This window comes from Vibrio sp. TRT 29B02, assembly GCF_050113655.1.
GTDB lineage: Bacteria > Pseudomonadota > Gammaproteobacteria > Enterobacterales > Vibrionaceae > Vibrio.
In genome coordinates this window covers 47,996-69,020 of record NZ_JBNJOJ010000027.1, presented here as the reverse complement: position 1 = coordinate 69,020, position 21,025 = coordinate 47,996, and the positions used below count along the sequence as shown (strand labels likewise).

Genomic DNA, 21,025 nt, shown 5'->3' with positions numbered 1-21,025 from the left:
CGATTGATATGTAAGACCAAGTGGTAGTGGTTGCTCATGATGGCGTAAGCGCAGATGTCAATGCAGTAAAGTTGCGATAGCGCCATCATTTTTCGCTTCACCCACGCTCTGCGATGCTCATAATTTTGTTGAGTGATAGGGTCAGTCCCACACAGGAAGCTACGCCTGACACAGCGAGAGACGCAATGATAATAAGGTGTGGCATCAACGCATATCTGCTGTTTTCTCGCAGTTGTCATTTTTACGCCCCTTTGGTGAGTTATCCAGTGAGGTTAAGAATGCCAACAACAATCGGCAACCCGCATGACTGGAACCTTTGGCGTAAGTATCAACAACTCACTCTTATTTCATCCTTTATGGCGTGTGTCCTTTTTTGTGTCCTTTTTTGCTAATACAACCCTTCTAATGGGTCTCTCTCAGGATAACGCTGGATGATCGTATCAAGTTGGATTTGGTGCTTACGTAGAGCATTAACACAGTCCGCATCAAGCTTGCTATCAAAAACCATTTTCTCCAGCTCTAAAAGAGCGTAAGGCACGGAACAAGCCTGTTTATAGGGTTTATGAGTGGTAAGGGCATCAAATATGTTAGCAACACACACTATCTTCGCACTGATAGGAATCGCTCCGGCACATAATTGATGAGGGTAACCGCTCCCATCTAAGAACTCGTAGTGAAAAGAAACAATATCTCGAAACAGCTCAGCACTGCGGTGATTCTCTGCTCCAAGCTCAGTGATAAATTTCGCGACTAAATCTTCACCATAGGTAACATGGTGACGTAACTCAGCGACTTCTTCCGCTGCAAGCGCTTGCTGCTTACAAAGTAATTCAGGTGATATAATTACTTTACCCAAATCATGATATTGAGAGAACAAAGTTAAGTGCTCAACAAACTCATCGTCAAAGTCGTATCTATCCGCCAATTCTAAAGCAATGAGGTTGGTGTAGCGTGAAACACGCTGCTTATGGCTAATTGATTCTCTTTGATAAACAGGAGAGCGCGCTACCAGCTTGTTAGCTTTTTCGACCAACCGGTCAACCAACTGATACTCAGAAAATATGGTCGCCTCAAGCATGCTAAGGTAAGGCTTAACAGCTTCAATCCCACTTTCATTAAATGCGCCTTTGTGATGAGAGTTGAGGAACACAAAACCTCTAAATTGCTGAGCATTAAACGCAGGGATAGCGACTGAAGATTGATAACCGTCTTCGACAAGTGAATTGATATAAGGGGAAGAACGCAAACAATCGATATCATGCAAGATCGTCGCTGTTCTACTTTCTATACACCGCTTAAGATACGGTAGTGAACTCAGTGGAGCTTCAAAATGTATCAGACTCAACGACAGAGAAGAACTATCGGCATAACTTCTAAGCAGATGCTCTCGAGTATCATAAAGTGCAAAACATATTTTATCTAATTTCGGTAGATGGACTTTTATTCGCTCCTGGAGATGAGCTAACTGCCGATTAAGCAGGTGATGACAAGTGATGTTTGCCTCTACTTTCCTAGTTGTTACTTCCATTGTTTCTAACCGCTCTAGCTTCCATTCAAAGGTAAGTGTAGATGCAGTTTTCAGCTCCTTACCAAGAAGATACTGCCTAATCTTAGACTAAATTGATCCAACACAAAAAGCGTCATAAAAAGAGCCTCGATCGTTAACCATCTAACCGGTTAAAACATCGATATATTCAATGACATTACTGTGAGAAAGGGGACAAGAGAGTGCTAAATCGCACTCTCAGGGGGCACTTTATGAATATAAACCAGCAGCGGTCAGAAACCTTTGGCTTTCTTAATGACATCATAAGCATTCTGGATCTCTTGAGCCTTCTCTTTAGCAACATTCATCATCTCTGGTGGTAGACCTTTTGCCATCAACTTATCTGGATGGTGTTCGTTCATCAGTTTACGATAAGCACGTTTCACACTCTTAGCATCTGCGCTGCTATCAACGCCCAAAAGTTTATACGCGTCACTCAACTGGTCTGCTGTTGAAGCCTGCTGCCAACTACCGCCTGACTGATTAGAATAGCTGCCACCGGATTGGCCGCCAAAACCGCCTTGCTGAAAGCGGAATGCCGCCTCTTGCATACGTAATCGTTGTTCTAGCTGATCAGATGAAAAACCAAGGCCACGGGCTATCTTATGTAAGACGTTACGCTCACTAGGGTGAACATCTCCATCGGCAAATGCCGCTGAGATCTGCAGTTCGAGAAAGAACTGCATTAGATCGAAACGACCACCAGCAGAAATCCGCACGCGTTCTAAAACGGTCTCCAGTGGGAAGTCACTCTCTTTGCCTTCTCGAAATGCATCTTGGGCAGCTTTGCGCTGTGAACCATGCAGATTCATGCGATCCATCATGGTTGTAGCAAGTTGAATCTCTTCGCGCGTAACTTGCCCTTTCGCTTTGGCAACATGCCCCATCACCGCAAATGCCGCTTTAAAAAACTCTTCTTGCCGTTCGGCTTGACTCGGGCCACTGCCAAAACCGCTATTAAAGCCCGCCATACGTAAACGTCGTGCTTTATCGAATTGGTGCCCTAAAAATAAACCAAATACAGCACCAAAGGCTCCCCCAAATAGGAAACCGAAAAATGTGCCGAGAATTTTGCCGAAAATATGCATTATGTGCTCTCAATCTCTGAATTTTTTCTTCGCGAAGCGGTCTGATAGTGCCGTAAGCTGTAAATTACTTTATTATAAGGACCGTTTTATTCTACATTCGGTCACCTATTCACCGGATATATCAAGTTCAACAGGATAGTAAAACTCGATGTTACGTTTTCCACGCACCTTGTTAGCCGCTTCAATCAGTGCTGCTTTTGTAGTGCCTCAGACTCAAGCAGAAACTATGTTAGACGATAGTGTGCAGGAACTGCCCGCTATAGATCAATGTTTGATCCACGAACCTGAGCCAGATAACCCAAATCAACAGCCGGTCAATGTTGAAGCCGATAGTTTAGAAGCCATAAATGGTGATAAAGCAACCTATCGGGGTAATGTTGTCGTTGTTCAGGGCAAAAAGCGCATGCAGGCTGACAACGTGACTTTGCACCAGAAAGAAAACATCGTCGTCGCTGAAGGTAATGTGACTTTCAGCGATGGTGAAGTCAAAACTATTTCTGATAAAGCGACCAACAACCTCAACACTGATTACGTCACTTTAGAAAATACCAACTATCAGTTCTTATGTGAGCCTGGCCGAGGTGAAGCCGTATATGTAGCGAAGACTGGCAAAGCTGTCTATGAAATTGAAGACGGCACCATCACTTCATGTCCAGAAGGTGATAGTTCGTGGCGCATGCGTGCTTCAAGCATTGATATTGACCAAGATGAAGAAGAAGCCACTTTCTACAATCCACGCTTTGAGATTGTCAACGTACCGGTATTTTATCTGCCATTTCTTACTGTACCTATTGGTGATACGCGTAAAACGGGTTTCCTCTATCCAACCGTTTCATATGGTTCGAGTGATGGCTTTGAAATGGAAGTTCCAATCTATTGGAACTTAGCGCCAAACTACGATTTGGAAACCACGCTCAAGTATATGCAGGAACGTGGCACTCAGTTAAACAGTGAATTTCGTTTCTTGTCTGATTTTGGCTACAGCACGCTGAAATCTGAATACCTCCCAGATGATAAAAAGTACCCTGAGTACGGCGATCGCTGGGGCTTCCAGTTAGAGCACAGCGGTATTTACCAAGAGAACTGGAAGTTTACTGCTGACTACTCCAAAGTGAGTGATATCCGTTATTTCACCGATATCGATTCAAGCATAGGTAATAAAGAAGATGGTCAGCTTATCCAAGAAATGGAGGCCACTTACCGCTCTGATAGCTGGGATGCGTCATTGTTAGCTCGAGACTTCCAAGTGCTAACAACTAGCAATAACTTGCCTTATCGCTTATTACCTCAATTACAGTTTAACTATTACGCACCAGAATTGATGCGCTATTTAGACTTTGATATGACCAGCCATATCTCTCGTTTTGATACCGATGCCCAAGGTAAACCATCGGCGACTCGCGTTCACGTAGAACCTGGGTTGACGGTGCCAATTGGCACGACTTGGGGAACTTGGACAACAGAAGCGAGACTACTTGGCACCTACTATCAACAGGACTTGGATGGCGTTGACACGACTTCGCAAAGAACAACTGACTCTTCAGGGAATTCGATTGAGAACCCTTATTACGGCCTCGAAGAGAATGTATCACGTGTGATTCCTGAGTTTCGTACTCACGCTGGCGTTGTATTGGAACGTGATACGGTAGTGTTTGATAATTACACCCAAACCCTTGAACCTCAGATTCAGTACTTGTATGTACCGAAAAAGGATCAGAGCAATATTGCCAAATACGATACGACCCTACTGCAAACTGACTACTATGGGCTATTCCGCAGCCGTAAATACAGTGGTGTCGATGAAATTGCTGAGGCGAACCAATTTAGTTACGGTGCTTCAACTCGCTTCTTTGATGACGGATATAAAGAAAGACTCAATATCTCATTTGGTCAAATCTTCTATATCGATAAAAACACCAAGAATGATTCCTACGACGCTGAAAACACGTCTAAATCAAATTACTCCGCTTGGGCGGTTGAAGTCGACTTCAACTATGACGATTATTTGTTCTACCACGGTGGGATACAATATGATATCGATACCAGTGAAGTTCAGCTCGGTAATAGCACCCTTGAATATCGCTTTAACGGCGGCTATGTCCAAGGCAATTACCGTTATGTCACTAAGGAGTATCTACAAGATACGGTAGACTTTGATGTCAGCAGCATCACTTTAGACGGTATATCTCAAGCGGGCTTACTCGCTGGATATCAGATTAATCGCAACTGGAATACCAGTGCACAATACTTCTATGACTTAACGACCGAAGAAGCGTTAGAGTGGCTAGCACGCTTGAACTACACATCAGATTGTTGGTACATCGGCTTTACGTACAGCAAGCAGCTGCAAAATTGGGATCCTAGCTTCTCAAGTTACCCCAATGCTAACCCAACCTACGAAAACAACTTTAGTCTGAACTTCGGCATCATAGGCTTTGGGACTAAGATTGGTGCAGGTTCTGGTTTAGCGGGTCTAGACAGTGCTGGTAACTCTCTAGGTTACGGTCGCCCATTTTTCTTAAACAACTAATTCGAGAGCCTGCTGTCTAACCCCGCAGGCTCGATATATTTTATAGGTTCTTGAATGAAATTTTGGAAACACGCGTTATTGGCTATGTTTGCAAGCAGTACGGTAAATACTGTTTATGCACAGCCCGTTGCACTAGATAACATCGCTGTCATTGTGAATAGCGGTGTTGTGCTACAAAGTGATATTGAAACATCACTAAAAACGCTAAAGGCAAATGCAAAAAAAAGCGGTCAGGCTTTACCCTCTGAGCAGATACTAAGAGAGCAAGTCACTGAAAAACTGATTGTCGACACCATTCAGCAGCAAGAAGCGCAACGTATCGGTGTGCGTATTGATGATAGCCGCTTGAATGAAGCAATCGCAGAAATTGCCAAAAATAATCAGCAAACAATCGAACAACTTAGTGTCTCTATTGCAGAAGAGGGGCTGAGTTATGCTGAGTTTCGTGAACAAATCCGCAAAGAAATCGCCGCAAGTGAAGCGCGTAATGCTCTTGTCCGCCGCCGCATTAACATTTTACCCGCAGAAGTGGATAACCTAGCCAATATCTTGGCCAAAGAAACGAATGCAACGGTTCAATACAAAATTGGGCATATCCAACTGCGCGTCAATGATGGTGACGATAAAGCCGCCATCGAGAAGCAAGCTAAGCAGTTAGCGGAACAACTGAAAAAAGGGGCCGACTTTAGCACCATGGCTTACACCTACTCTAAAGGCCCTAAAGCACTACAGGGTGGTGACTGGGGGTGGATGCGTAAAGAAGAGATGCCGACTATTTTTGCTGACCAAATCAATTTACAGAATAAAGGCAGTATTATCGGGCCCTTCCGTAGTGGCGTTGGCTTCCATATCCTTAAAATTGAAGACATCAAAGGCTTAGAAACGGTCGCTGTGACTGAAGTTAATGCTCGCCATATTCTGATTAAGCCAACGGTCATCTTAAGCGATGAAGGCGTCCAGAAAGAGCTAAAAGAGATCACTCAACGTATTACTTCAGGTAAGGCGACATTTGGTGAAATGGCACAGCAATATAGCCAAGATCCAGGTTCAGCCGCCCAAGATGGTGAACTAGGCTATCAAACTTCAGAACTCTATGTACCTGAGTTCAAACATCAGATTGATACTCTGCCTGTTGGTCAAATCAGCCAACCCTTTAAAACGGTTCACGGGTGGCACATTGTAGAAGTCCTTGATCGTCGCGAAGTAGATCGCACGGATTCAGCATTAAAGAACAAAGCTTACCGCATCTTGTTTAACCGTAAGTTCAACGAAGAAGCGAGCGCTTGGCTTCAGGAAATGCGCGCCAGTGCCTACGTTGAAATCATTAAAGATGAGACTCAAGATGAGCGTTAAACGCATCATAGTTACCGCTGGTGAACCTGCAGGTATCGGCCCTGATTTGGTATTGGCTCAGTCGAAAGAGAGTTGGGCTCACCAAATCGTGGTTTGCGCAGACAAATTTATGCTGGCAGAACGAGCTAAGCAGTTGAATATTGATGTCGAGCTGATTGACTACCAGTCTGAATCGCCGATTATCCCTCAGCAAGCAGGCTCATTGGTGGTTGACCACATACCTTTAACCAACCCAGCCGTTGCGGGGAAGTTGGATGAAGCCAATGGCCACTACGTGTTAAAAACACTAGAAAGAGCCGCTTTAGGCTGTATGAATGGTGAATTTGATGCTATTGTCACCGGCCCTGTGCATAAAGGGGTCATTAACCGCGCAGGCGTCGCCTTTAGTGGTCATACTGAATTCTTTGCTGAGAAGTCAAACACACCACTAGTCGTAATGATGCTTGCAACGGAAGGTTTACGTGTCGCTTTGGTGACAACGCATATCCCACTGGCTTATGTATCTAAAGCGGTGACAGAGGAAAGGCTAGAACTCATCATAGATATTCTGAACAAGGATCTCATTGAGAAATTTGCAATAACGTCACCTAAAATCTATGTGTGTGGACTTAATCCACATGCAGGAGAAGATGGCTGCCTCGGAAGAGAGGAAATAGAAACCATCACTCCCACATTAGAAAGACTGCGTCAGACGAAAGGAATCAACCTAATTGGTCCTTTACCTGCAGATACTATCTTCAATGAGAAATATCTTGAAGATGCTGATGCCGTACTTGGGATGTACCATGATCAGGTACTTCCTGTATTAAAATACAAAGGCTTTGGCCGCTCAGTGAATATCACTTTAGGCCTGCCATTTATTAGGACCTCCGTTGATCACGGCACCGCTCTTGACCTAGCAGGGACAGGCAATGCGGATACAGGAAGCTTCCGAACGGCTTTAGCTCATGCAATAGAGCTAGTCGATAAGAAATCGAATTAACTTGAGAATACTATGAGAAACGATGTCCACTTAGGGCACAAAGCAAGAAAACGCTTTGGTCAAAACTTCCTTAACGATCCATACATCATTGATGGAATAGTCTCTGCGATCAACCCAAAACCTGGTCAGAACCTAGTAGAAATCGGCCCAGGTCTTGGTGCTATCACTGAACCTGTTGGTAAAGAAGTAGACAAGTTTACGGTTATCGAGCTTGACCGCGATCTTGCTGAACGTCTGCGCAATCACCCTGACTTGGGCGACAAACTGACGATTCACGAAGGCGATGCGATGCGCTTTGATTTTGCGCAGTTAGTGAAGCCAAACAACAAGTTACGTATTTTTGGTAACCTGCCATACAACATCTCAACTCCGCTGATGTTCCATCTTTTTGAATTCCATAAAGACATCCAAGACATGCACTTTATGCTTCAAAAAGAGGTGGTAAACCGCCTAGCCGCAGGCCCTGGCACGAAAGCTTACGGTCGTCTTACCGTCATGGCACAGTACTTCTGTAAAGTCGTACCAGTACTCGAAGTACCCCCTACGGCGTTTGTTCCACCACCTAAAGTCGATTCAGCGGTAGTTCGTTTGGTGCCTTATGAAAACCTTCCTCACCCAGCAAGCAGTCTAAAATGGTTGGATCGCGTTTGCCGTGAAGGCTTCAATCAGCGCCGTAAAACCGTGCGTAACTGCTATAAAGGCTTATTAAGCGCTGAGGAACTAGAGCAACTAGGCATTAACCCAGGAATGCGCCCCGAGAACCTAACGCTAGAACAATTCGTTGGAATGGCAAACTGGTTAGATGCTAACCACAAATAATTTCAGCTAATATAAAAAGGTGGTAGACCGATGGTTTATCACCTTTTTGACTTTACATAGGAGTTCACATGGAAGCTACCCCGTGTATAAAAGTCCAAGTTCATACCAAATACATTGCCGATCAATCCCATCCGGATGCAAAACGTTACGTTTTTGCTTATATCATCACCATCAAAAATCTCAGTCAGCAATCAGTACAACTCATCGCTAGACGCTGGCTAATTACCGACGCTAATGGTAAACAGATGACCGTAGAAGGTGAAGGTGTTGTAGGTCAACAACCCGTCATCGCGGCCAATGATGAATACACCTATAATAGTGGCACCGTTATCGAGACCCCTGTTGGTGTAATGCAAGGCCAATACATTATGCACGATGCCACTGGACAAGAATTCGTTACCGAAATCGAACCTTTCAGACTCGCTATCCCAAATATTTTAAATTAGGACATCACTGTGGCGACATACATTGTCGGCGATCTTCAAGGTTGCTTAGACGAACTCTTACTGTTACTTGATAAAGTCAAATTTGATCGCAAGCATGACTCACTCTGGCTTGCGGGCGATCTTGTCGCCCGAGGTCCAAAGTCACTTGAGGTATTGCGTTTTGTTCGCTCGCTAGGCCCCTGTGCTAAGGTGGTTCTAGGAAATCACGACCTCCATCTTCTTGCCGTTTCACTTGGGCTATTCAAAGTCAAAAAGAAAGACAAAACCGCAGCGATCTTTGCCGCGGAAGATAAACATGAGTTGCTCAATTGGCTACGCCATCAACCTCTCTTTGCGGAACATGATGAATTTGTCATGTGCCACGCAGGAATATCTCCCCAGTGGACATTAGATCAAGCGCGTGTCGCTGCCAGAGAAGTGGAAGCCATCCTACACAGTGACGAGTGGCCTTGGTTAATAGAGAATATGTACGCTAACCAACCTGATCTCTGGTCCAATAAACTACAAGGCATTGAGCGTTACCGCTATATCATCAACGCATTCACCCGCATGCGCTTTTGCGATGCGCAAGGAAGATTAGACATGGAGTGCAAACTCCCGCCCAAAGACGTCAAGAATCACAGTCTGGTGCCTTGGTTTAAACTGCAACAAAGAATCAAGTTAGATAAAACGGTACTGTTTGGTCACTGGGCAGCATTAGAAGGCTACGAAGGTAAAGAGGTGATAGGCTTGGATACTGGCTGTGTCTGGGGTGGGAAACTGACCATGTTACGCTGGGAAGATAAGCGTTTCTTTACGCAAGAAGCGTTAGCGAGTAGCGAGTAAGAAGCCGGCACGGCCTGCAACTTTAGACTCACTCATCACAACCCCCTCTCGAAGGACGAAGTCCGTTCTAAATTCTCGCAGGGCGAAGCCCGATCTCGGAGCGAAGCGTTCTCGCTGGACGCGCCCGCTCTCATCACTATCTTTCTAAAACCACAAAACGCATGTCATAAGCGTTGTTCTCGTCCGCCTGATAAGCTTCAGAATGGACTTCTTGAAAATCATCACTCCAAGCTGGGAATTGAGTATCACCATCAACTTGCGCATCAATATGCGTCACATATAGCTTTTGCGCTTTTGGCAAGCAGGCTTGGTAAATGGTTCCCCCCCCAATGATCATCACTTCTGCTACATCACCAGCTACGGACAGAGCCTCATCGATTGAGGTCACGGTTGTAACACCTTCGATAACCAGTGAGGCATCGCGACTGATCACGATATTCTCTCTTCCAGGAAGCGGGCGTCCAATAGACTCATAGGTTTTCCGTCCCATAATGACTGGTTTACCCATAGTACAACGCTTAAACCAAGCAAAATCAGCCGGAAGGTGCCAAGGCATCTGGTTATCTTTACCTATGATGCGATCATGTGCCATCGCGGCAATCATGCTAATGATCATTCTACTACTCTCCTGTATCCCTAAACGATTGGTTTGCGGCGGTAGAATAACAACCCTGGCATAGCTAAGCCAACCGCTAATCCTGCAATTATAAACATTGCCTTGAGAAAGTTTTCCATCAACATGGCAACCAATTCGGGGGAATAACCACGGTGGTTGAGCTCAACTAATGCAATCATAGCTTTAAAAGCAAAGACACCGGGCACCATAGGAATTAATGCTGCCACAGTGAAGACTTTGGGATGAGCTAAAAATCGAGCAGACCAATGGATACCAACCATACTCACCAGCATGGCAGCAAAGAACGTCGCCCACTCGATCGGAATACCAAAATGCATCATCAAATAACGCGAACCATGACCGATAGCTCCACCAAGTGCGCAGTAGACCAGTGCTTTCTGTGGGACATTGAATACTAACGCGAATCCCACCGCCGGAATTGCAGCAAATAACATATCATTGATGAGACCAACAAGAAGATCGACAGAGATCATGCGACCCACCCCCAAACACCAACTAAACTCATTGCAGCTACGATGCCTAAACTGGTCGCTAAAGTGAGTAAACTTGCCATAACAAAACGAGCAATCCCCATGTTAACGTAACCCTTTAGCATGTCAGCGACCGAGTTGATTAGAGGGAACCCTGGAACAAGCATTAAGACAGACGAAGCCATCACCAATGACGGTGAGTTCCCTAACTGGTAAATCACGGCTTGAGCTGAAACAACGGTTGTGACAAAGGCCGTCGCCGCAAAATTCATTAAAGGGTTAAAATGGCGGTGACCGATCTCTTGGCGAACAACCATACCAACAGCGGAAGCGATAAAAGTCATGGTAAAAACCAGCCAATCACCTCCAGCTAAACGGCTGAATGCCGCACAAGATAAACCAATCATAAAGACCACAAGCCAGCGGTTGTATCGCTCTGGGCTGACCTTATCAAGTTTCTGCTGGGCAAGAGGATAATCGATGATTCCTCGCTCCAGCATGATACAAATACGCTGTACCTGCGTAATGGCCCACATGTTAATGCCACGATCCGGGCATCGTCGCGCCGTTGTTATACAGTGTTCTTGATAAACCGTAGTAACCACTAGAGAGCTGGCAGAAAGAGAGACTTCCACCTCATCCATTCCTGCGGCAAGACCAAAGCGACGCATTAGGTCACCAACGAGAGTACTTTCTGCACCGTGTGCTAACAACATTTGCCCTGCTTGGGCAACTAAACGAGAAACCGCTCGCTGTTTTGATGCCATGATTTTTTTCTACTCCTTTATACCAACGTGAATGATTACCTAGTCATTCAAGCTGATCAAAACCACTCAGAGCCATGATAAGGTTTGTCACCAAATCAATAACGACACTCTCTATCCTGAGCCGAGCGATTTTTCCTGCACAGTTATCCAAACCGCTCGCCGTATGGCAGAGTTTGAACTTGTATATTTTGCGTTGAAATACGCTTCGAAGATTTGATTTAGACACAAAAAAGCCGCAATTGATATTGCGGCTTTGAATATTATGCACGGTTAATCGCGAACGTAGACAACGTGACCGTCATCTTCTTCATCGTCCCAGTCATCCCAGTCGTCTTCATCTTCTGTGATAACATCTTTACCAGCCATCGCATCCTTATGGTAGTCATCCCACATAAAGTCGACTTTTTCTTCCTCAGAAAGTTCTTGTTCTTCACGAGGTAGATTTTCCATAAAGTCAGCAAGTTTGTAGCACAATTCTTTCGTGCCTTGTTTGTTCACTGCTGAGATCTTGTAATAATCATCTTCCCAACCTAGGGCATCCAGAATATTTTGGATCACTTCGTTGGCTTCTTCTTCAGGCATTAAATCAACCTTGTTGAAGATCAACCAACGTGGCTTCGCAGCCAACTTCTCACTGTATTGCTCTAGCTCATCAATGATCGTTAATGCATTCTCAACCGGATCACTTTGATCAATTGGCATGATATCGATCATGTGTAGTAACACACGACAGCGTTCTAGGTGCTTCAAGAAACGAATACCTAGGCCTGCTCCATCCGCTGCACCTTCGATCAATCCAGGGATATCAGCAACGACAAAGCTCTTTTCTGCAACCACACTTACCACACCAAGACTTGGAATTAGTGTCGTAAATGGGTAGTCTGCCACTTTCGGTTTTGCAGCCGAGACCGCACGAATAAAGGTAGACTTACCTGCATTAGGCAAACCTAGCATACCAACATCAGCAAGCAACAATAGCTCTAAACGAATCTCACGGATTTCACCTTTAGTACCTAATGTCTTTTGGCGTGGCGCACGGTTCACAGAAGACTTAAAACGCGTGTTACCTAAACCATGCCAGCCGCCTTTTGCAACCATGACTTTTTTGCCATGCTCAGCGACTTCAGCAACGATCTCATTTGTGTGGATATCAACCGCGCGTGTGCCGACTGGTACTCGTAGAACTTTGTCTTTACCACGCTTACCGGTACAGTTACCACCGCGACCATTCTCACCACGTTCCGCTTCATAGAAGCGCTGGAAGCGATAATCAATCAGAGTATTCAGGTTTTCATCGGCTTGGATGTAGACATCGCCACCATCGCCACCGTCACCGCCATCAGGACCGCCTTTCGTAACGAATTTCTCACGCCAGAAACTCACTACACCGTTACCGCCATCACCGGCTTGAACTTTTACTACCGCTTCATCAACGAATTTCATCTCTTACTCCGCATAGGTGCGTTGCAAATATCATCTCAAACTTCAATCATGGACACCGAAGTGAATGATATAAATTCTAGCAGATTCCATTTTCAGATCGATCACCTTGATCTTCGATCGTCCTGCCACTTAGGAATATATAATGAGGGACTTTTTTCAAAGTGCCTTAGTATCTATTCCTACTACCATAAATAAAAAACCCCGCCGAATCGGCAGGGCTTTTGAATTCAGCTTTAAAGCTAATAATTAAACAGGAGTTTAATTACTCAGCTTCGATGCTAACGAATTTACGGTTTTTAGGACCTTTCACTTCAAATTTCACTTTACCTTCAGTAAGAGCGAAAAGAGTGTGGTCTTTACCGATACCAACGTTAGTGCCAGCGTGGAACTTAGTACCACGTTGACGAACGATGATGTTACCTGCAAGAACAGACTCACCACCGAAACGCTTAACACCTAGACGTTTGCTTTCTGAATCGCGGCCGTTACGAGTAGAACCACCAGCTTTTTTGTGTGCCATTGTTAAACTCTCCTAATCGATTAAGCGTTGATACCAGTGATTTTCACTTCCGTGAACCACTGACGGTGACCCTGTTGCTTACGAGAGTGCTTACGACGACGGAACTTAACGATTTTAACTTTATCGCCACGACCGTGTTGTACTACTTCAGCAACAATTTTACCACCCTCTACTAGAGGAGCACCAACTTTAATGTCTTCACCGTTAGCTACAAGAAGAACTTTATCAAATTCAACTGTTGCACCAGTTTCAACGTCTAATTTCTCTAAACGAAGAGTTTGACCTTCGCTTACACGGTGTTGTTTACCACCAGATTGGAAAACAGCGTACATATCTTACTCCGCTTTTTCCGCACAGCCGTATGCTATTTTTTGAGCATTAAGGGTGTGCGCTAAACTAATCATCAATAGGGCGCAGATTCTACAGAAAGGTCGCACCTATGACAAGCCATATTTTGAAAAAATTGGCGAAAAGCTAATCGCCAATGAAAAGTGCCCAAATGATGCCCGTTAACCATGTATTAATCAACGTTTTTTAGTGTATTATTCAACGATTAAAGTAGATAAGAATACCTTACTAGTTCTAACCTCAGCCGGATTTACAATGGATTTTAAAGCTATCCAAGCACTCACCGCCGATGACATGGCAAAAGTGAACGAAACAATTCACGCTCAACTCAACTCTGATGTCTCTTTAATCAATCAACTTGGTTTCTACATCGTTAGTGGAGGCGGCAAACGTATCCGTCCATTACTTGCTGTTTTATCAGCACGAGCACTCGGTTATCAGGGAGAGGCTCACACCACTTCCGCAGCCTTTATTGAGTTCATTCACACCGCCACCCTACTTCATGACGATGTGGTCGATGAGTCTGATATGCGACGCGGCAAAGCAACGGCCAACGCTGCATTTGGTAACGCGGCGAGTGTGTTAGTTGGAGACTTTATTTACACTCGCTCATTCCAGATGATGACAGAACTGGGATCTTTGAAGATCCTCAAGCTGATGAGTGATGCGGTAAACGTGATTGCTGAGGGTGAAGTTCTACAACTAATGAACTGTAATGATCCAGACACGACTGAAGAAAGCTACATGCAAGTTATCTACTCGAAAACAGCACGTCTTTTTGAAGCCGCGACACAAATTGGTGCCATCCTCTGCGATGCGCCCGCCGAAGTTGAACTGGCACTGCAAAACTACGGGAAATATCTAGGTACTGCATTCCAGCTTATCGATGATGTTATGGATTACACCTCTGACGGTGAAGAGATGGGCAAAAATGTCGGTGACGACTTAGCCGAAGGTAAACCAACATTGCCTCTTTTATACGCAATGCAGCATGGCACGGCGCAGCAAACCGCCATGATTCATGAAGCGATTGAAAAAGCCAATGGTATGGAGCGTCTTAACGACATTCTCGCAGCAATGGAAGAGACTGGCTCTTTGGAATACACCCGCCAAAAAGCTTATCAAGAAGCAGACAAAGCGATCGCGCAATTGGATGTGTTAGAAGAATCCGTTTACAAGCAGGCACTAATTACTCTCGCGCATATGTCGGTACACCGCACTAGCTAAGTGCTCAATTGATTGAATCACAACAACGGGAACCTTACGGTTCCCGTTTTCTCTTGGTGACAAGAGTGTATCCCAGAGCAGCATAAACGAAGGTAAACTTGACTTGGTGCTGCACATAACTTGTTTTGACCAAGCTTTTAGCAACACCTTACCCGCTTAATAAAGCTAGCAGTATTCCTTATATAGTCATAACTAAAACAAATGATTTGCGATCCAGTCATTTTAAATCTGAAATGTTAAGTTGGTTTTTCATCTTTTCTAGACATAAAATCACGTAACAAGAGCGTCATCGCTTTGTCACCAATTCCTCATTGAAATGCAGCCTTATTGAAACTTCGCTTATCTATTCTCACAACGAATACAGCCGTAGAGAGAATAAAATGCAAACCTCTAGCCCATTTCGTCTACCAAAAAAAACGCCATTTCGCTTCGCCGAGTCCATCGCTGAATGGGCAACAGGACTAAGTAAACTCGAACGGTTTTATGCCCAACGCCCCGCAGGTTGTGATACCCAAGCATTTATCAGGTTCACTCTCGAAGTGCTTGGTATTGATTATGATGTCAGCCATGGCACTAAAGGAGGGATTCCAGCTTCTGGCGCGACGGTGATCGTTGCAAACCACCCCCTTGGATGCGTAGAAGGGGTGATACTTGCTGAACTGCTGCTCACCATTCGTCAAGATGTAAAAATTCTCGCCAATCAATATCTAAAAACGGTTCCTGAGCTCGATGAACTCTTTATTGGTGTCGATGTGTTTGCGGGTCATAGCGCTCAGAAAGCGAACTTAAAAGCACTTCGTCAAGCCCATCAGCATCTTGCGAATAATGGGCTAATCCTGCTGTTTCCCGCCGGTGAAGTATCTCAACTCGTCGATAGTAAAGCGCAGCGCTTAGAAGACAAAGAGTGGAGCCGCTCTGTCAGCAGTTTAATCCGCAAATCAGGCGCTACCACAGTGCCAGTTTTTATCAATGGACAGAATTCAAAACGCTTCTATTTGGCGGGGAAGGTACATCCCCTACTTCGTACCTTAATGCTGGGCAGGGAACTGCTTAACAAGTCAACACAGACTATAAAGATCGCTATCGGTTCTGCGATTCAATACCGCGAAGTAAAAGGATTAACCGATGTTCAAATGACCAACTATTTGCGTCTCAATACATACCTGCTTCAACACTTAGTCCAATCTAAGTCTATCGATTCATCGTCATCGCAAAACGAGTTTCCCGTCGCCCAGCCTTTGCCGCTAAAAGATCTACTTGAAGATCTCGATAATCTGCCCAGTGATCATCGGCTACTTTCAAGTGGTGAACTCGATGTGTACTGCACCTTCTCAGAGAATATCCCTTCGCTACTGCATGAAATAGGCAGACTCAGAGAAACTAACTTTAGAAGAGCGGGTGAAGGTACAGGGCTAGCGTTGGATCTTGATCAGTTTGATCACTATTACCGTCATCTATTTGTTTGGGACAGAGAAAACCAATGCTTGGTCGGTGCTTATCGACTTGGATTAGTCGACGAAATTCTAAGTGCCATAGGGACTGAGGGTCTTTATTCCCGTACATTGTTTCATTACGACATGCCATTTATAGCCAGTATGGGCAAATCCATTGAGATGGGAAGATCCGTGATTGATCTACCGTATCAAAAAAGTATGACCGCTCTATTGCTACTATGGAAAGGTATCGCGACGTTCGTCTCTCACCATCCTGAATACACGCATCTGTTCGGCCCAGTCAGTATCAGCAACGATTATAGTGAACAGACCCGACAGTTGCTCGCCGAGTGTATGACATTACACTATTGTGATGCAGCAAAGGCAGAGCATGTCTCTCCATCGAACCCACTCCCTAAATCAGACAACAGTTGGAATACCAGCATGCTAACTGCGCTGGGGGATCTTCAACTCTTGGCTCGAGTCGTTGCTCGTATTGATCAAGGAAAGGGACTACCCGTTTTATTGCGCCAATACCTCGCCTTAAACGGCAAACTTATCTCTTTCAACGTTGATCCTGACTTCAACAATGCCTTGGATGGCTTAATCGTTGTCGATCTCAGACAAGTTGATAGTAAGACATTGGCACGATATATGGGGCTTGAACAAGCTCAACACTATCTCAATTATCATCAAACCTCAGAATAGCTATCTAACGACTCAGTGCTGCGTGACACATGCAGCACTTTTGTCAGCGGAATTATTCTCTAAATAACCCCTAGCTTCCTGTCATTTAGGTGCATATAAACCCCTAACCCCACCACTACATTCTAATAATTATCTTTCATGTAGTCATACACTCCAATCCAAGTGCAATCCGACGGACAAAAATTAGATTGACGAAAAAATCAACAGAAGAAAAGCTAGCTCTAGACACACAAAACAACAAGGAAGTCGTATCGTTATGCTGCCAATAAAAATAACACTTCGTACAGTGCTCGCTGGAGTGCTGACGAGTTCATTAGCTCTAGGGTCATTTTCAAGTCTCGCCGCAGAGAAAGTCTACCGACTCACGCTCGCCGAAACATGGGGGCCAAATACTCCTATATTAGGCGATGCCACAAAAAACATGGCGAGGCTGGCAGATGAAATGTCTAATGGCAGACTACAAATTCGTATCGACTCTGCAAACAAACATAAAGCACCACTTGGCATTTTTGACTTAGTAAAATCAGGCCAATACGACTTAGGTCACTCGAGCTCTTATTACTGGAAAGGAAAAGTGCCCAATACACTTTACTTTTCTTCGATGCCTTTCGGTATGATTTCAACCGAGCAGTATGCTTGGTTTTACCGTGGTGGCGGTATGGAGTTAATGGAAAAAGTCTATGCACCACATAACCTATTGTCGTTTCCAGGTGGCAACTCCGACATTCAAATGGGCGGTTGGTTTAAAAAAGAGATTAATTCAGTAGAAGATTTACAAGGGCTTAAGATTCGTATTCCGGGCTTTGCCGGCGAAGTCATGGCAAAAGTTGGCGCTGCGCCAACAAACATTGCTCCGGGGGAACTTTATACATCACTTGAACGCGGAACCATCGATGCACTTGAATGGGTAGGACCCGCGTTTGATCTACGTATGGGATTTCAAAAAATTGCTCCCTACTATTACACCGCGTGGCATGAACCAGGATCCGAAACACAATTCCTAGTCAACAAGAAGACTTGGGACAAGCTTCCTAAAGATCTGCAAACCATTCTCGAAACGGCATTTCGTGTCAGTGCGTTTGATATGTATACCCAAGCGGTAGATGCGAACGCAAATAGCTGGGCAACTATGAGTGCAGAGTATCCTGATATAAAAGTGAGGGATTTCCCACCTGAAGTACTTCATGCAATGCAAGCTGCTACATCTGAACTACTCGCAGAGCAAGCCGAAAAAGATGTGTTAGCTAAAGAAATTATCGAATCTCAAAAGCAATACTTAGCTAAAGTGCGTGCGTGGACAGATATCTCATCAAAAGCCTATCTAGATAGCACTCAATAATCCTAGCGGGCAGAGACTTACTCTGCCCCTCTTTTCATAACAGACCAAGTCCAGTTCATATCGACACTCAGGCTTTTGTTAATTGTTACTTTGCTACAAAAACAACAAAATTAGACATAGATCACCATTTGATTGAATTTCACACAGGCATCAATTGAGACAAATGTCACATTAAGTAACAAATCCCGAAAAAATCATACTCATTAAGAGATCTAAATCACATTAAATCACAGCCATGACATTTAATTATTGAGATGTAAAACATTAAAATGTTATTGACAATTTTGTATCTTTGAATTTGTAGCAAAATTACATTGTCAGAAAGGGTAATAGGTCACTAAAAAAAGGTTTGATATAGGCGAATTTAGAGAGGGATATCACAAAAAACCCGTTGTCAGTTCTAAAAGAAAGTTGTGTGGTAAATTGATTAGGTACTAAGCAATCAAGCGGTTTTGGCGAACCGTACTACTACAATATTCATCAGAACATCAAACGGGGAACTCCTATGATATCACCAGATGCGAAGATCAAGATACAAAATTTTGGTCGTTTTCTGTCTAATATGGTAATGCCTAACATTGGCGCGTTTATCGCGTGGGGCTTTATTACCGCACTATTTATCCCAACAGGCTGGCTGCCAAATGAGACACTAGCATCCATGGTTGGGCCTATGATTACCTATCTCCTGCCATTACTGATCGGCTATACCGGCGGTAAGTTAATTGGTGGAGAACGAGGAGCTGTTGTCGGCGCAATCACCACTATGGGTGTGATTGTCGGCACAGACATCCCAATGTTCATGGGCGCTATGATGGTTGGTCCACTCGGTGGCTGGGCAATCAAAAAATTCGACAACTACATTGACGGTAAAGTGAAAAGTGGTTTTGAGATGTTGGTAAACAACTTCTCAGCGGGCATCATCGGCATGATTTGCGCCATTCTTGCTTATCTATTTATCGGTCCGTTTGTCAAAGTTCTATCCGGTGGCCTAGCGGCTGGCGTAAACTTCTTGGTGTCAGCACACCTTCTACCTTTGACCTCCATTTTTGTTGAACCCGCGAAGATCTTATTCCTTAACAACGCCATTAACCACGGTATCTTCTCACCACTGGGGATCCAGCAAGCATCAGAAGCAGGACAATCTATTTTCTTCCTGATCGAAGCTAACCCAGGTCCTGGTTTAGGAATTCTGCTTGCGTACATGGTGTTTGGTAAAGGAACCGCACGACAAACAGCCGGTGGTGCTTCGATTATCCATTTCTTTGGCGGTATTCATGAGATCTACTTCCCGTACATTCTAATGAATCCACGCTTAATTCTTGCAGCAATTGCAGGTGGTATGACAGGTGTCTTCGTTCTTGTGATGTTCAATGCAGGAATTGTATCTCCGGCTTCTCCTGGTTCTATCTTCGCGATTTTACTGATGACACAAAAAGCTTCCATTGTTGGCGTACTGGCCTCAATTGCCGCTGCAACCGGCGTATCATTTGCTGTAGCAGCCGTGCTAATGAAGACACAAACATCAACAGAGGAAGACGGTGATGAGGCTGCGCTAGAAAAAGCAACATCACAGATGAAAGATATGAAAGCGGCATCTAAATCAAATGGTGCTGCACACAGCCAAAGCAAAGGCAATACAGAACTTGCCGATGTAAAAAGCATCGTAGTGGCATGTGACGCAGGTATGGGCTCCAGCGCGATGGGGGCAAGTATGTTGCGTAAAAAAGTTCAATCCGCGGGTCTCAACATCAGCGTTACCAATCTTGCTATCAACAGCTTAACAGAGAGTGCCGATATCGTGATTACTCACAAAGATTTGACCGATCGAGCTCGTAAACACGCACCAAATGCACAACACATTTCATTGACTAACTTTCTAGACAGCGAAATGTACAACCAGCTAGTCATGAAGCTGCTTGCAGCACAGAAACAATCGGCAGCGAACGATGACAAACTTATCAAAGTCTCTGTACTTGCTGCTAACGATGATAACTATGAACCACAACAGCCATCAGTATTCCAGATTGAACGTAAAAACATTCATTTAGGTTTACAAGCGAACAGCAAAGAGGAAGCAATTCGTTTTGCGGGAAACAAACTCGTGGAACTGGGTTACGCAGAACCCGAATACGTTGACGCGATGTTTGAGCGCGAAGCGCTTGTATCCACTTATCTTGGTGAGTCAATTGCAGTACCACACGGTACGGTTGAAGCAAAAGACCGCGTGAAGAAAACAGGCATCGTTATCTGCCAATACCCCGCAGGTATCCAATTTACAGAAGACGACGAAGATATCGCCAAACTTGTTATCGGCATTGCAGCCAAAAACGACGAACACATTCAAGTCATTACCACCATCACAAACGCGCTCGATGAGCCTGAAGCAATTGAAAAACTGACAAGCACTAAGGACATAGAAGAAATTCTCACCATCCTTGGCGGTCAACAAGCAGCCTAATTGCTTCTTATATTTTGCTCCTGAGCAAACTGAGGTCAGCTGTCACCCCCTATGCGGTTGACCTCAACCTAGATTCGTTTTCGTCA

General features: G+C 44.6%; 18 protein-coding genes and 1 pseudogene. 10 read left to right on the top strand and 9 right to left on the bottom strand.

What is annotated here, in order from left to right; genetic code table 11:
* The 3 genes and pseudogenes from ACQEXT_RS16110 to djlA form a co-directional block, all read right to left on the bottom strand.
* A pseudogene (locus tag ACQEXT_RS16110) lies at positions 1 to 239 on the bottom strand (transposase); the annotation flags it as partial.
* Positions 240 to 388: 149 nt separating this feature from the next.
* Complete coding sequence (locus ACQEXT_RS16105; RefSeq protein WP_426952943.1) at positions 389 to 1,264, bottom strand: HD-GYP domain-containing protein; 876 nt, start codon at positions 1,262 to 1,264, stop codon at positions 389 to 391.
* 515 nt (positions 1,265 to 1,779) lie between these two features.
* Positions 1,780 to 2,634 (bottom strand): co-chaperone DjlA, encoded by an 855-nt coding sequence (djlA, locus tag ACQEXT_RS16100; RefSeq protein ID WP_138970729.1) that lies wholly within the window; start codon positions 2,632 to 2,634, stop codon positions 1,780 to 1,782.
* A 148-nt stretch (positions 2,635 to 2,782) separates the two neighbouring features.
* Here djlA and lptD point away from each other — a divergent pair, with 148 nt between their 5' ends.
* The 6 genes from lptD to apaH all read left to right on the top strand — a co-directional run bounded on the left by lptD (position 2,783) and on the right by apaH (position 9,589).
* A complete protein-coding gene (gene lptD / locus ACQEXT_RS16095; RefSeq protein ID WP_426952942.1) occupies positions 2,783 to 5,164 on the top strand; it encodes an LPS assembly protein LptD in 2,382 nt (793 codons plus the stop codon).
* A 54-nt stretch (positions 5,165 to 5,218) separates the two neighbouring features.
* Positions 5,219 to 6,517, top strand: a complete 1,299-nt coding sequence (gene surA, locus ACQEXT_RS16090; RefSeq protein ID WP_426952941.1) for a peptidylprolyl isomerase SurA — start codon at positions 5,219 to 5,221, stop codon at positions 6,515 to 6,517.
* Positions 6,507 to 7,499 (top strand): 4-hydroxythreonine-4-phosphate dehydrogenase PdxA, encoded by a 993-nt coding sequence (pdxA, locus tag ACQEXT_RS16085; protein WP_426952940.1) that lies wholly within the window; start codon positions 6,507 to 6,509, stop codon positions 7,497 to 7,499. Before surA ends, pdxA begins: the two co-directional genes overlap by 11 nt.
* A gap of 12 nt (positions 7,500 to 7,511) precedes the next feature.
* Positions 7,512 to 8,318, top strand: a complete 807-nt coding sequence (gene rsmA / locus ACQEXT_RS16080) for a 16S rRNA (adenine(1518)-N(6)/adenine(1519)-N(6))-dimethyltransferase RsmA (RefSeq protein WP_138970725.1) — start codon at positions 7,512 to 7,514, stop codon at positions 8,316 to 8,318.
* 68 nt (positions 8,319 to 8,386) lie between these two features.
* Positions 8,387 to 8,764 carry a Co2+/Mg2+ efflux protein ApaG gene (gene apaG, locus ACQEXT_RS16075; protein WP_331418198.1) on the top strand — a complete coding sequence of 126 codons (378 nt, stop codon included), beginning with the start codon at positions 8,387 to 8,389 and terminating at the stop codon, positions 8,762 to 8,764.
* A gap of 9 nt (positions 8,765 to 8,773) precedes the next feature.
* Positions 8,774 to 9,589: a bis(5'-nucleosyl)-tetraphosphatase (symmetrical) ApaH gene (apaH, locus tag ACQEXT_RS16070; protein WP_426952939.1), complete on the top strand. Its 816-nt coding sequence runs from the start codon at positions 8,774 to 8,776 to the stop codon at positions 9,587 to 9,589.
* A 136-nt stretch (positions 9,590 to 9,725) separates the two neighbouring features.
* On the opposite strand, the gene folA is transcribed toward apaH, so the two are convergent.
* The 6 genes from folA to rplU all read right to left on the bottom strand — a co-directional run bounded on the left by folA (position 9,726) and on the right by rplU (position 13,758).
* Positions 9,726 to 10,205, bottom strand: a complete 480-nt coding sequence (gene folA / locus ACQEXT_RS16065; protein ID WP_138970722.1) for a type 3 dihydrofolate reductase — start codon at positions 10,203 to 10,205, stop codon at positions 9,726 to 9,728.
* Between the two features lie 20 nt (positions 10,206 to 10,225).
* Entirely contained in the window at positions 10,226 to 10,699 is a 474-nt protein-coding gene (locus ACQEXT_RS16060; protein ID WP_138970721.1) for a threonine/serine exporter family protein, read from the bottom strand.
* Positions 10,696 to 11,463, bottom strand: a complete 768-nt coding sequence (locus tag ACQEXT_RS16055; protein WP_138970720.1) for a threonine/serine exporter family protein — start codon at positions 11,461 to 11,463, stop codon at positions 10,696 to 10,698. The genes ACQEXT_RS16060 and ACQEXT_RS16055 overlap by 4 nt, the downstream gene beginning before the upstream one ends.
* Positions 11,464 to 11,733: 270 nt before the next feature.
* A complete protein-coding gene (gene cgtA, locus ACQEXT_RS16050; RefSeq protein WP_138970719.1) occupies positions 11,734 to 12,906 on the bottom strand; it encodes an Obg family GTPase CgtA in 1,173 nt (390 codons plus the stop codon).
* Positions 12,907 to 13,168: 262 nt separating this feature from the next.
* Positions 13,169 to 13,426 (bottom strand): 50S ribosomal protein L27, encoded by a 258-nt coding sequence (gene rpmA, locus ACQEXT_RS16045; RefSeq protein ID WP_004409945.1) that lies wholly within the window; start codon positions 13,424 to 13,426, stop codon positions 13,169 to 13,171.
* 20 nt (positions 13,427 to 13,446) lie between these two features.
* On the bottom strand, positions 13,447 to 13,758 hold the full coding sequence (gene rplU / locus ACQEXT_RS16040; protein ID WP_005383096.1) for a 50S ribosomal protein L21: 312 nt from the start codon (positions 13,756 to 13,758) through the stop codon (positions 13,447 to 13,449).
* Between the two features lie 271 nt (positions 13,759 to 14,029).
* Here rplU and ispB point away from each other — a divergent pair, with 271 nt between their 5' ends.
* From ispB to ACQEXT_RS16020, 4 genes are all read left to right on the top strand, one after another.
* A complete protein-coding gene (gene ispB / locus ACQEXT_RS16035) occupies positions 14,030 to 15,001 on the top strand; it encodes an octaprenyl diphosphate synthase (RefSeq protein WP_138970718.1) in 972 nt (323 codons plus the stop codon).
* Between the two features lie 380 nt (positions 15,002 to 15,381).
* Positions 15,382 to 17,142: a lysophospholipid acyltransferase family protein gene (locus ACQEXT_RS16030; protein ID WP_426952938.1), complete on the top strand. Its 1,761-nt coding sequence runs from the start codon at positions 15,382 to 15,384 to the stop codon at positions 17,140 to 17,142.
* Between the two features lie 256 nt (positions 17,143 to 17,398).
* A complete protein-coding gene (locus tag ACQEXT_RS16025) occupies positions 17,399 to 18,481 on the top strand; it encodes a TRAP transporter substrate-binding protein (RefSeq protein ID WP_331418192.1) in 1,083 nt (360 codons plus the stop codon).
* Between the two features lie 505 nt (positions 18,482 to 18,986).
* Positions 18,987 to 20,939 carry a PTS mannitol transporter subunit IICBA gene (locus ACQEXT_RS16020; protein ID WP_138970715.1) on the top strand — a complete coding sequence of 651 codons (1,953 nt, stop codon included), beginning with the start codon at positions 18,987 to 18,989 and terminating at the stop codon, positions 20,937 to 20,939.
* The last annotated feature ends 86 nt before the right edge of the window (positions 20,940 to 21,025 follow it).